This window comes from Pseudomonas sp. PS02290 (assembly GCF_029960075.1).
GTDB lineage: Bacteria > Pseudomonadota > Gammaproteobacteria > Pseudomonadales > Pseudomonadaceae > Aquipseudomonas.
This window is the reverse complement of record NZ_JASCOY010000030.1, coordinates 50,635-61,623: the sequence shown is the minus strand read 5'-3', so window position 1 is coordinate 61,623 and position 10,989 is coordinate 50,635. Positions and strand designations below refer to the sequence as shown.

Here is a 10,989-nt window from a genome sequence, read left to right as displayed (position 1 = left end):
GGGATGCGCTGCAACGGTGGGACCCTGTTGAAGTCGAGCTCATCAACACCCGGCGTGACGGCACTCAGTTCTGGGTGCAGCTCAGCATCGTGCCGGTTGCAAACGAGAAAGGCTGGTTCACCCATTGGGTTTCCGTTCAGCGCGACATCACCGAGCGCAAAGACGCAGAGCAGCATTTTCGGCAGGCTCAGCTTGATCGTGAGGAACGTGTGGCGCTCGAGTCGAGGTTGATCGAGAGAGAGCGTATTCAGGACGAGTTGTCCTACGCGGCGTTTCATGACGAGTTGACGCGGCTCAAAAACCGGGGCTATTTCATGGCCCGCATCCATTCGGCCCTAAGCAAAGGGACCACGCAGAAGCCCGGCGCGGCGACGGTGTTGTACCTGGATCTGGATCGATTCAAATACGTCAACGACGGCATGGGCCACCACGCCGGGGACAGCCTGCTGAAAAGCGTTGCCCTCCGCCTGAGCGAATGCATCGATCCCACTGCGGTGATTGCCCGCATCGGAGGCGACGAGTTCGCGATCCTGTTGACTGACGAAGGCCATCAGGAACAGGCCATCGAGACGGCCGAGCGCGTGACCCACGCCTTAAGCCTGCCGACCGCCATCGACGGGCAACAACTCTTTATCTCCTGCAGCATTGGCATTGCGACGCTGGACGTTCAGCACACCACCGCCGAAGACCTGATCCGTGACGCGGACGTGGCCATGTACGCCGCCAAGAAGAAAGGCCGTGGCAGCTGGGCCGTTTTCGACCTCTCGATGCGTCAGGCGTCGATCGACATGCTGCTGATGCAGAACGCGCTCAAGCACGCGATCACCCGGAATGAGTTCTATCTGGTGTACCAGCCGATCTATTCCATTGCGACTGAGACGATCGTAGGCGTTGAAGCCCTGGTCAGGTGGCGCCACTCGACTCTCGGCATCATCGCGCCGGATGTGTTCATCAGCGTCGCGGAGGACATTGGCGTCATCTGCGACCTTGGGCAGTGGGTCATGCGCAGCGCGTGTCGCGAAGTCAAGAAATGGAGTGACGCCGCCGGAGCAGTCACCCTCAAGCTGAACGTCAACGTGTCCGGCGTTGAACTGAACCGCAGCGACTTCGTCACGCAGGTCGCCGAGATTATCGCCGAGACCGGATTCGATGCCCGCGCCCTGCAGATCGAGATCACCGAGTCAGTGTTCCTCCATGAGCCGGAGATTGTGGCCAAAACCCTTGAAGACCTTCGCGCTCAAGGCATCCGCATTGCGCTGGACGATTTCGGCACCGGGTACAGCTCCCTTGGTTACATCGACCGCTACCCCATTGACGCGATCAAGATCGACCGTTCTTTTGTCACGCGCATGATGAAACATGAACGCAGCGTCGCCATCGTCAACAGTATTTTGTCGCTGGGGCAGGCACTGGACCTGGCGATTGTCGCCGAGGGCGTCGAGACCCTTGGCCAGCTGGATCAGCTCAGGGAATTAGGCTGCCCTTACGCCCAGGGTTTCCTGCTCAGTCCGCCGGTGCTGGCTGAAGATGTGCTGGCGATGCTGATGACGAGCAAACGCCAGCCCCTCCCTTGATGCGTTAGCCACTTGAAGCTGCCGTTGCCAGGGCCACGTGCTGTATGAGTTGGGAGCGCTTACGCGGCTCAAACGATGTCGTCAACCACACCGCCATCAACCCGCAGCGCTGCGCCGGTAGTGGCCGATGCCTGGGGCGAGCACACGTAGACGATCATATTGGCGACCTCTTCGACGGTGGCGGCACGCTGAATAATCGAGCTTGGACGGTGCTCGGTTACGAAGGCCTTGGTCACTTCCTCCAGGGATTTGCCCGTGCGCGCCACTTCACTTTGCATCATGGCGGCAACGCCATCGGACAAAGTCGGCCCCGGCAGCACGCTGTTGACCGTTACCCCGGTGCCCGCAACCCGTTTCGCAAGGCCCCGGGCCAAGGCCAACTGCGCGGTCTTGGAGACGCCGTAGTGAATCATGTCAGCGGGGATGTTGCGTGCGGACTCGGACGACACGAACACCACCCTGCCCCATTTCCTGGCCACCATTGCCGGGAGCAGTGCGCGACTCAGGCGTACCCCTGACATCACGTTGGTCTGCCAGTAGCTGTCCCACACCTCATCTTCGGTTTCAAAAAAATCCTGGGGGCCATAGATCCCGGCGTTGTTGACCAAGACGTCGATAGGCCCGGCCCCCTGCAGCAGCGTTTCAACACCGCCTGCATCACTTAGATCTGCGGCGACGCCGGTAATCGTGGCACCGGGCACAGCGCTCACCAGTCGGGCAATTGCTTGCTTGACCGAGCTTTCACTGCGGCCATTGACCACCACCTCGGCACCCGCCTCGGCCAGACCTTTGGCAATCGAGAAACCGATGCCGCCGGTTGACGCGGTGACCAGCGCACGTTTGCTATTCAGCTGAATGTTCATTTCCACTCCGTCACATTTGGGTTGGGGGGCAGTACAGAACTCACCCTATTTGAGCTGCCACGGCTTGCATAGACGCAATCGCGTCTTTCGCCATCGAGTGGCCACAAGCCGCGTCTCAGAGCCTTTTGCCAGCATTTACCGTTCGTCACTCCCGGCCAATCTCTTTGAACGACAGGCCGGTACGGTCGTACTAAATCTGGCGCATATATGTCCCTATCTGCACCTCATTTTTCTGGAGAACCCATGAAAGCCATTATTTACAACGGTCCTTACGACGTCAGCGTTCAGAACGTTCCCGATGCCAAAATCGAAAAAGCGACCGACGTGCTGGTCCGCATTACCACGACCAACATCTGCGGCTCCGATTTGCACATGTATGAAGGCCGCACCAGCTTCGAAACGGGCCGGATTCTGGGTCACGAGAACCTGGGCGAAGTCATCGAAGTGGGCGCCGCAGTTGATCGCGTGAAAGTGGGCGATATGGTTTGCCTGCCGTTCAATATCGGTTGCGGCTTCTGCGAAAACTGCGAGCGCGGCCTGACCGGCTACTGCCTGACCGTCAACCCTGGCAGTGCCGGTGGTGCCTACGGTTTTGCGGAAATGGGCCCTTATGAGGGTGGTCAGGCTGAACTGCTGCGCGTGCCGTATGGCGACTTCAATTGCCTGGTGCTGCCTGAAGATGCCAAGGAGAAAGAAGACGACTACGTCATGCTGTCGGACATCCTTCCCACCGGCTGGCACGCGACTGAGTTGTCCGGCTTGCTGCCGGGTGAAAGCATCGCGATCTATGGCGCAGGCCCGGTCGGACTGATGGCCGCCCATGCCGCAATGATCAAAGGTGCCTCGCAAGTCTTCGTGGTCGACAACCATCCAGACCGTCTGGCACTCGCTGCCAAGCTGGGCGCCACGCCGATCAACACGGCACAGACCCAGGCCGTGGAGCAGATCATGAATCTCACCAATGGCAAGGGCACTGACCGTGGCTGCGAATGCGTGGGCTATCAGTGCTGCGACAAGCATGGCCATGAAGCCAATCACGAAACCATGAACAACCTGGTCGCCTCCACCAAGCCCACCGGCGGTATCGGCGTCGTGGGTGTCTTCGTGCCCCAGGATCCCAACGCTGCAAGTGATCTGGCGAAAGAAGGCAAGATGGCCTTCGACTTCGGTTCCTTCTGGTTCAAGGGCCAGCAGATCCGTACCGGCCAGGCCAACGTCAAGGCGTACAACCGTCGCCTCGCCGAGCTGATCCATCATGACCGCGCCAAGCCGTCGCAGATCATTTCCCACAGCCTGAAGTTGTCCGAAGGTCCGGACGCCTACAAGCACTTTGATCAGCGGGACGACGGCTGGACCAAAGTGGTGCTCAAGCCTTCGGCATAATCCTCTGGCGCACTCCGTTGAGCTGTTGCGACGTTTGCGCCTGAACGATGTTAATGGGTGATCCGTGCCGAAGCGCTCGCTTTGGTCTGGATCACTCCCATCAACATGGCAGCTTCAAGGCTTCTCTCACAGTATCGACCTTTCCCAATCAGCGGCTTCGCCCCAACCGCGCCGCTTCTTTGTATCAATGCGCCAGATATCACCTTTGCGGGTCAGGCCGAACAGCACCTCATACCGCAGCCTCGTGCTGGGCGCCTGCCGCGTCATGATCACCGCCCGGCGAGCCTCACGCTCGACACTCACCAGTGCATCTTTGGGCGAATACTCCGGTGGAGACCCGAAGCTGCCGAGGCGCCCGTAAATACGGGGCTTGGACGTACAAAAACGCTCGATTATTTGATTCTGCGCCGCCTGAATAACCGACCAGGCAAGCTCGCCATCATCGATGCGTTGCTTTTGGCTGTAGCAGTCGGTTTCCCAGGCATACATGGCCAGGATGAAGCCACGCAGGACGCTTGCAGGGTTGCCGTCATCCACATCTGACCCGTCCGCTGCCACGGCGGGCCAAGGCATCGAATACTCATCAGGCGGGACAGGCGCCAGCGCACCGTGCTGCTGCAACAGCGCCACGATTTCCGTGTGGTTTCGCGCATCGGCCATCGACAGCGCATTGTGGCCGTTGCCGGTTTGTAAATGCACATCGGCCCCGGCCGCCAGCAAGGCAGCCACGACACCAGCGTGCCCCTCACGGGCAGAGAGCATCAAAGGCGTCTGTTGATAGGTGTGGGCTGTCAGATCGACGGACGCCTGAGCCACCAGTAACGCGTCCACTGCGTGAAGATCACCTCTGTCGGCGGCCCAGCCGAGGGCCGTGAACCCGAGCGTCTTATCAGCCTTGTCCAGGCTCGCGCCGCGGGCGATCAACAGGTTGAGGGTGTGTACATGGCCGGCAATGGCCGCTTCGATCAATGCCGTACGACCGGGCATCTTGTCGATAAAATCGATGTCAGCGCCACCGTCCAGCAGGCTCAGCAACGTCTCGTTCTGGCCTCGGGCGGCCGCCTTTAACAGTTTCTTGCTCAAGCGCATCTCCTGATATTAATCGCCGTTCAGTCGCGGGGCGCTCTGCGCTGCCAGTTGAAGTTGTGAATTTCCACACGCTGCTCGAGGGTTTCATTCCAGAAGACTTCAAAGCCAGCGGCTTTCAACACGCTGCACAACCGGTGCCCTACCTTGAGACTCTGTGCAGGATCATCATCGATTGCGCCAAAAGCGATGAGCAGGGCTTCTCCCTCTACAGCGCGTTCCACGTCTTGTCCGTGATAAAAACAAAAACCGTGGTAATGATCGTTCGGCGCTTGGTGAATTGCTTCGGCCACCTCCGTGAATCCGTCCGACAAGGTATAACCCGCATTGGACAGGCCACAGATACCCTCTTCATGGAGATCGTAGAACACTGCATCGAGCCGCTCGCAGGCAGTCACCTCTGGCCAGTCACGCTCTGCGTCGAGCTTGCGTTCCCACTCCGGCAGGATCAGCGCCTTCAGCGCTGTTACATCACAGTCATCGTCAATGATGTCATCGACCATCTCATCCATCTCTTCAGGCGTGTAGAAGCCCGACCACACCCACGTCCGTATGCTGTCCGCCACGTATTCATTGCTGTCGGCCATTGGCACCTCGCCTTCGTTAAACAATCAATAAAGATCCAAGCCTCGCCCCTCGGGACAGCGAAAGCCTCTAGTGTCTTGCGCGTTGCCTACCTCGGAAACCACCTGCACCGTCGCGTCTTCCAGCCGCCCTTCATTGCGACACAAAACCCACCCGTTAGCTGAAACCGCCCGCTCGAACGCCTCGGTACAAGCGGCGTGTTCTTCCAGCGTATGCACCACCGTACTGCTCAAGCCACGCCGGCGTGCCGCTGCCCGCGCCCATGAAATTTCGGCCGCAGTGACAACCCCGACATGGAGGTCCGGCACGCGCACGTTCCTGTCAATGTTCAACTGCAGGATCTCGGCAAACGGGACGAGCCGGCGAAACGCGGCGTCCGACGGATACCAGCGATCGATCAGGATGATGCTGTCGGCGGGCTGCTGGGTCAGGACGTGCCGGGAGATCCAGGCACGGCTGTCGGCGAGGCGCTCACACACCTCAAACTCCAGATCGCGGTCGGGATGCCTGGCGAGTTGGTTGACGAGGGCCATTATTTCACCCCGGTGGGGATCACTTTTGCTCTCGCTCAGCCGGATCACCTTCTTGCCATCGGCCCTCAGCGATTTCGTGACGGCCTCCAGCAGCGTGGTTTTCCCGACGCCCTTGGGCCCATCCAGAGATACAAAAAGCGCAGGGTTCATGCTTCACACAACAATTCGATAGACAGCCTTGTTTGCCCTGCCCGCTCACAGCGGCCGCTGCATGCGCCGCTGTGACTCGGGTGCTGGACGCTGGCGCTCAGGCTGGGCGCCCGGCTAAATCCTCAGGCGCTCAGGGCTTCGTCAATGGCCGCGGTCAGCCGTGGATCATCCGCCGTCACATCCGGCGCAAAGCGGCCAATCACCTTGCCGTCTCGCCCGATCAGGAATTTCTCGAAATTCCACAGCACGTCGGTGCCTGCGCCGCTTTCAATGCCGTAGCCCTTGAGGCGTTCACGGAACGGCCCGTCGCCGGTGGCAGCGGGCTGGGCGGCGGTCAGTTCGCGGTAGAGCGGGTGAGTGTCGTCGCCGGCAACCGAGATTTTCGAGAACAGCGGGAAGTGCACGTCATAGGTGGTCGAGCAAAACGACTGGATGTCGCTGTCACTGCCCGGCTCCTGTTCCTTGAAGTTGTTGGCCGGAAAGCCCAGCACTTCAAGTCCGGCGTCCTTCTTGCTCTGATACAGGCTTTCAAGCCCTTCGTATTGCGGCGTCAGCCCGCATTTGGACGCCACGTTCACCACCACCAGCACTTTGCCCTTGTACTGGCCCAGAGTGGCCGGCGTGCCATCGATTTGCTTGAGGGGAATGTCGTACAGAGAATCCGTCATGGGTGGCTCCTGCTTGCTGGGTCGGGATGTCTGGACCAACCTCATCGGTCAGCCTTTAGGGACACCTTAAAGCATGCTGCCGATGATTCGTTGATGTTTTTCGCCCTCCTCCCAAGGCTTTGTCAGAGAGGCAGTACATGGTTCGGCCCTTTCCTCGTTTCCGGTCGAGCGGAGATACCGTTCAGCGTCCCGGGCGTAATTCTTCGATCAACGGTCAGAACCTATGTGAAAGTATGGCAGTCTGACATCACATATTATTTTCTCGGCCCTGCGAGGCCTGACATGAATGACCTGCACCGCCGCAACCCGTGTCGCCTGCCTGTACTGCTGTTGATCACGCTGTCCACGGTGATCGCACTTTCCATCGTGTGGGAATTCGAGCTCGAAGCCTGGGTGATGCGCTGGCTCGCCTTGCCCTATGACGCTGACTTTGAAGACGCCGAAAGATGGCGATTCGTCCTCACTGTCACAGGGTTTTCCCTGATCTCGTTGATCATCCCGACGATCCTGCTCAAACGCCTGATCGCCAACGCCCAGTCCAGCTTCCGCGGACTGAAACAGGCACAGGCGCAGACTGAAACCCTGGCCACCTATGACTCGCTCAGTGGGCTGATCAACCGGCGCATCTTCATGGACATGGTTCGCAATCAGCTCGGTTTGAAGCGGCCTGCGGCAGTCATGCTCATCGATCTGGACCACTTCAAGGCGGTCAATGATCAGCACGGCCACGCCGCCGGCGATACGGTGCTCGTGGAAATAGCGCGCAGGCTCGAAGCCATCGCCGACGATAACGGCGGCGTGGCGGTGCGCCTGGGCGGTGATGAGTTCTGCCTGCTGTTTCTCACGTTCAAACACCAGGCCGAGCTCTGCCAGATCGCCGAGGCGGCTGTGTCCGGGCTTGGCGCGCCATTGTCCGGCGCCGTCGAACCTTCAGCGTTGGGCGCCACCATTGGCATTGCACGCTCGTGGACCGACGCACAGGAGGCTTCGGCGTTGCTGCACTGCGCCGACACGGCGATGTACCGAGGCAAGAAGGACGGGCGTTCCACCTACAACTTCTACGACAGCGAATACGAAAAGCAGCGCCGGGCCCAGGCCGACCTTGAACTGGCACTGAGACGGGCGGTTGAAGCAGACGAAATCGTGCCCTACTTCCAGCCCATCGTGGCGCTCCCTTCTCAGGAGGTTGTGGGGTTTGAAGTCCTCGCACGCTGGCTCAAGCCCGACGGCAGCGCCGCCACACCGGCCGAGTTCATTCCGGTGCTGGAGCGCCTGGGATTGATCCCGGCCATGACCCGCTCGCTGATCAGCCAGGCCTGTCGCGCCGCGAATCGCTGGGACGATCACCTGCGCTTGTCCATGAACGTCAGCGCCGCCATGGTGACCGACGCGCTGTTTCCCGATCAGTTGCTGGAGCAACTGCGGCAAGAGCAGTTTGCGTTTCACCGCTTCGAAGTCGAAATCACCGAGGAAGCCCTGGTCGGCAATCTGGACGTGGCGCGGCAGAACCTGAGCAAATTGCACGAGCACGGCATTACGGTGGCGCTGGATGACTTCGGTATCGGTTATTCCAGCCTGTATCACCTGACCCGCCTGTCCATCGACAAGATCAAAATAGACCGGTCGTTCTTTGAACCCGGGCAAACCGATCACCTGCCCATGGTCGAAGCTATCCTGGGCATGGCGCGCAGCCTGAAAATGCAGGTCACGGCCGAAGGCGTCGAGGAGTTCCACCTGCCCCATCTGCCGTCCTGGCTGGCCAACAGCGGATGCGATTATGCCCAGGGCTACCTCTACGGCCGCCCGAAGCCTGCTTCGAGTCTGTTCTGCTACAACCACCCATCGTTTGCCCAGCTGGCAGGCTGAGGCATCGTCGGCACGTGCGCGGGTCTTAGCGTCTGCGCTTCCGGGTCTTCGCGGGTCAGTCGGCGCGGCTCAGTCAATGCGGTTTGAAATGCACTGAACGCTGGCGCCGGCCTTGACTCCAAATCTTGCCCCGACGCTCACGGCCAACGTGTCGCGTCGGCGAGCATTCGAATCATCTGCCAGATCAAGGAATTCCCATGACCGATCCACGCAACGTCGCCCACGACAAAAAAGTCCAGCAAGAAAAGAAGAACCACGGCGAAGAAGTCGCGCCGGATGCCGTGCGCGCACCGCAGCCAGGCATGAAGCCCGCGCTCAAGCACGACGATGATGCTGCAGAGCAAGACGAACAGGCGTGAATCAGGCGTTGAACCGAGCTTGATATCAGCGTTTGGCGGCGCTGACTGACGTCAGTTGCCGCTGTATTTCCTCTTCCCCTTGTCATTATTCGTAAGTTCCCCCGCACAGCCCCTGCACTTGGCTATCATCTGCCTGAAAGCATGACAGGGCACCACCTCCTCTTGAAAGCATCGGCGCGGTCCCTATCTTGGGCTTCTGTATTCGGTTTGAACCGGACAGGAGCCAGTCTCCTGCTGCCTGCGAGAGAGAGAAGGAGGCCAGATCATGCGCGGCAATGCCGTCAACCACCCAAAATCCGACTCATCTTCCGTCAAGCATTCGGGCGCCCAGTGGCGGTTGATGAGTGCCTACGAGCGCTTCGAGCAACTGGTGGTCATCGCCCTCAGTTTGATCATCGCCGTGGTGATTCTCATCGCGCTACTGGCGCTGAGCCGCAAGTTCGTCATTCTCGACACCCTGACCACGCCGGCGTCGACCATTGCCGCGCTGGGCTTCGCGACCCTGGTGCTTGGCGTGGTCTGCTGGTTGCTGGGCAAACGAGACCTGTCGGCGCAGGATTAGCGGCCTGGCATCCCGGCAGGACTGCCCTCCCATGCCTTTGCCGATGGGTTGCGTGAACACTTCCCCGCGTTGCACCCCAGGTGGTTCAAAGCTGACTGACACAACCGACTGGCCGGAAGGCGCCGATGAGTAGCGGCCTTGGGTTCACCCGTTGAAGAACGTCCGGTACGCTTCGGTGATCCGGTCGATCAGGCGATGCTGGCGGAGGGCGTCTTCAAAGCGGGTCGCGTTGCTGGAACCCGTGGCTTTGTCCTCGGCATAGGCGGCGTAGAGGTAGGCCACGTCCTGCGCACTGGCATCGAGGTGCGTCACGTCAAGGGTCTGGTACCGCGCAGGGATCGGCAATTCCACGAACCTTTCGCTGCCGCCGGTCATCGACGCAATAGCATTGTCGTGAGTGTTCTGGAAACCGCGCGGATTGGTGATCCGCAGCGCGCCCTCCGTGCCGGTGATGTCGATCTGCAGGCCGGTTTTGTGGTCCTGGCCTCCCTCAAGCTGAACCGAGAACAAGCCGCCCCCAGGCAGCGTGCCGATGATCATGACTTCGTTCGGGGCGTCATAGGGAATCTGCTCGCCGGTTTCCTCAATCGTGGTGACCGGGAATTGAGTCTGCGCAACCGCCGCGAGCATTTGTGGGAAGCCAACGCCATGAAACAGCATGTCGTGAAAGTGCCCGCCGTAGATCGACAACAGGTGGGTGAAGTTTTCGGTGTTGACCGCCCACTTGGCAAATGCCGGCATGACCGCACCGAATGCGTCCACGCCCACCGACATTCGCACCGCCCTGATGCTGCCGATGTGACCCTGCCGGATCAGGTCGTGCCAATACCGCGAGCTCGGCGAGAAGCGGCGCTGCAGGCCGATGATATGGCTGATGCCCCTGGCGTTGGCCATTTCCAGGATCTGCTCCGATTGCGCGGTGGTCGTGGACAGTGGCCATTCGCAGTACACGTCTTTGCCCGCCTCGATCACCTTTTGGGTAAGCCGACCGTGTTCGGGCGTGGGCGCCAGCACCACCACAAGGTCAACGTCGGGGTGGCTGACCAGTTCATCGGCGTTGTCGAACGCGTGGCGGATCTTGAAATCATCGGCATAGCCGCGCACCTTTTGCAGGTCACGACCGGAAAGCGCCACCACCTCGAATGCGTCAAGGGATTGCAGGGCAGGAATGTGTCCGTAGCGCCCCCACCCGCCGGTGCCGATGATGCCGACGCGGATTTTATGAGTCATTGAGCGTTCCTCTGTTCATGAAAGTGACGAGCGAGGCACCTCGCGAGTCCTGCATTGCCGGAGCGAGCGGGAGATCGCGCAGAGGTACACCGCGCTGGTGAAACAGAGTAGGCGTTCTCAAATAGACGAT

At 60.1% G+C, this 10,989-nt stretch carries 11 protein-coding genes; 5 read left to right on the top strand and 6 right to left on the bottom strand.

Features of this window, described 5'->3' with window-relative positions; all coding sequences use genetic code 11:
* On the top strand, positions 1–1,574 hold a 1,574-nt coding region (locus QMX88_RS15315), incomplete at its 5' end, for an EAL domain-containing protein (RefSeq protein WP_282370714.1).
* A 68-nt stretch (positions 1,575–1,642) separates the two neighbouring features.
* On the opposite strand, the gene QMX88_RS15310 is transcribed toward QMX88_RS15315, so the two are convergent.
* Positions 1,643–2,437 (bottom strand): SDR family NAD(P)-dependent oxidoreductase, encoded by a 795-nt coding sequence (locus QMX88_RS15310; protein ID WP_282370711.1) that lies wholly within the window; start codon positions 2,435–2,437, stop codon positions 1,643–1,645.
* 243 nt (positions 2,438–2,680) lie between these two features.
* On the opposite strand from QMX88_RS15310, the gene QMX88_RS15305 reads away from it, so the two are divergent.
* Entirely contained in the window at positions 2,681–3,820 is a 1,140-nt protein-coding gene (locus tag QMX88_RS15305; protein ID WP_192174678.1) for a glutathione-independent formaldehyde dehydrogenase, read from the top strand.
* Positions 3,821–3,946: 126 nt separating this feature from the next.
* Here QMX88_RS15305 and QMX88_RS15300 read toward each other — a convergent pair whose 3' ends face one another.
* The 4 genes from QMX88_RS15300 to QMX88_RS15285 all read right to left on the bottom strand — a co-directional run bounded on the left by QMX88_RS15300 (position 3,947) and on the right by QMX88_RS15285 (position 6,842).
* Positions 3,947–4,909, bottom strand: coding sequence for an ankyrin repeat domain-containing protein (locus QMX88_RS15300; protein WP_282370707.1), 963 nt, complete (start codon positions 4,907–4,909; stop codon positions 3,947–3,949).
* A gap of 20 nt (positions 4,910–4,929) precedes the next feature.
* Positions 4,930–5,493 (bottom strand): DUF6891 domain-containing protein, encoded by a 564-nt coding sequence (locus QMX88_RS15295; protein ID WP_282370705.1) that lies wholly within the window; start codon positions 5,491–5,493, stop codon positions 4,930–4,932.
* 24 nt (positions 5,494–5,517) lie between these two features.
* Positions 5,518–6,174, bottom strand: a complete 657-nt coding sequence (locus tag QMX88_RS15290) for a dTMP kinase (protein ID WP_282370703.1) — start codon at positions 6,172–6,174, stop codon at positions 5,518–5,520.
* 122 nt (positions 6,175–6,296) lie between these two features.
* Complete coding sequence (locus QMX88_RS15285) at positions 6,297–6,842, bottom strand: glutathione peroxidase (protein ID WP_282370701.1); 546 nt, start codon at positions 6,840–6,842, stop codon at positions 6,297–6,299.
* A 282-nt stretch (positions 6,843–7,124) separates the two neighbouring features.
* Between QMX88_RS15285 and QMX88_RS15280 the strand changes: the two genes are divergently transcribed.
* The 3 genes from QMX88_RS15280 (at position 7,125) to QMX88_RS15270 (ending at position 9,629) form a co-directional block, all read left to right on the top strand.
* On the top strand, positions 7,125–8,708 hold the full coding sequence (locus QMX88_RS15280; protein WP_282370699.1) for a putative bifunctional diguanylate cyclase/phosphodiesterase: 1,584 nt from the start codon (positions 7,125–7,127) through the stop codon (positions 8,706–8,708).
* Positions 8,709–8,905: 197 nt separating this feature from the next.
* Positions 8,906–9,067, top strand: coding sequence for a hypothetical protein (locus tag QMX88_RS15275; protein ID WP_282370697.1), 162 nt, complete (start codon positions 8,906–8,908; stop codon positions 9,065–9,067).
* A 265-nt stretch (positions 9,068–9,332) separates the two neighbouring features.
* Positions 9,333–9,629, top strand: a complete 297-nt coding sequence (locus QMX88_RS15270; protein ID WP_442969462.1) for a phosphate-starvation-inducible PsiE family protein — start codon at positions 9,333–9,335, stop codon at positions 9,627–9,629.
* A 144-nt stretch (positions 9,630–9,773) separates the two neighbouring features.
* On the opposite strand, the gene QMX88_RS15265 is transcribed toward QMX88_RS15270, so the two are convergent.
* Entirely contained in the window at positions 9,774–10,859 is a 1,086-nt protein-coding gene (locus tag QMX88_RS15265; protein WP_282370695.1) for a Gfo/Idh/MocA family protein, read from the bottom strand.
* Between the last annotated feature and the right edge of the window lie 130 nt (positions 10,860–10,989).

Excerpts from the sequence above, each read along its gene's own strand:
- QMX88_RS15310 (WP_282370711.1), bottom strand. The coding sequence starts at position 2,437 with ATGAACATTCAGCTGAATAGCAAACGTGCGCTGGTCACCGCGTCAACC.
- QMX88_RS15305 (WP_192174678.1), top strand. The coding sequence starts at position 2,681 with ATGAAAGCCATTATTTACAACGGTCCTTACGACGTCAGCGTTCAGAAC.
- QMX88_RS15300 (WP_282370707.1), bottom strand. The coding sequence starts at position 4,909 with ATGCGCTTGAGCAAGAAACTGTTAAAGGCGGCCGCCCGAGGCCAGAAC.
- QMX88_RS15295 (WP_282370705.1), bottom strand. The coding sequence starts at position 5,493 with ATGGCCGACAGCAATGAATACGTGGCGGACAGCATACGGACGTGGGTG.
- QMX88_RS15290 (WP_282370703.1), bottom strand. The coding sequence starts at position 6,174 with ATGAACCCTGCGCTTTTTGTATCTCTGGATGGGCCCAAGGGCGTCGGG.
- QMX88_RS15285 (WP_282370701.1), bottom strand. The coding sequence starts at position 6,842 with ATGACGGATTCTCTGTACGACATTCCCCTCAAGCAAATCGATGGCACG.
- QMX88_RS15280 (WP_282370699.1), top strand. The coding sequence starts at position 7,125 with ATGAATGACCTGCACCGCCGCAACCCGTGTCGCCTGCCTGTACTGCTG.
- QMX88_RS15275 (WP_282370697.1), top strand. The coding sequence starts at position 8,906 with ATGACCGATCCACGCAACGTCGCCCACGACAAAAAAGTCCAGCAAGAA.
- QMX88_RS15270 (WP_442969462.1), top strand. The coding sequence starts at position 9,333 with ATGCGCGGCAATGCCGTCAACCACCCAAAATCCGACTCATCTTCCGTC.
- QMX88_RS15265 (WP_282370695.1), bottom strand. The coding sequence starts at position 10,859 with ATGACTCATAAAATCCGCGTCGGCATCATCGGCACCGGCGGGTGGGGG.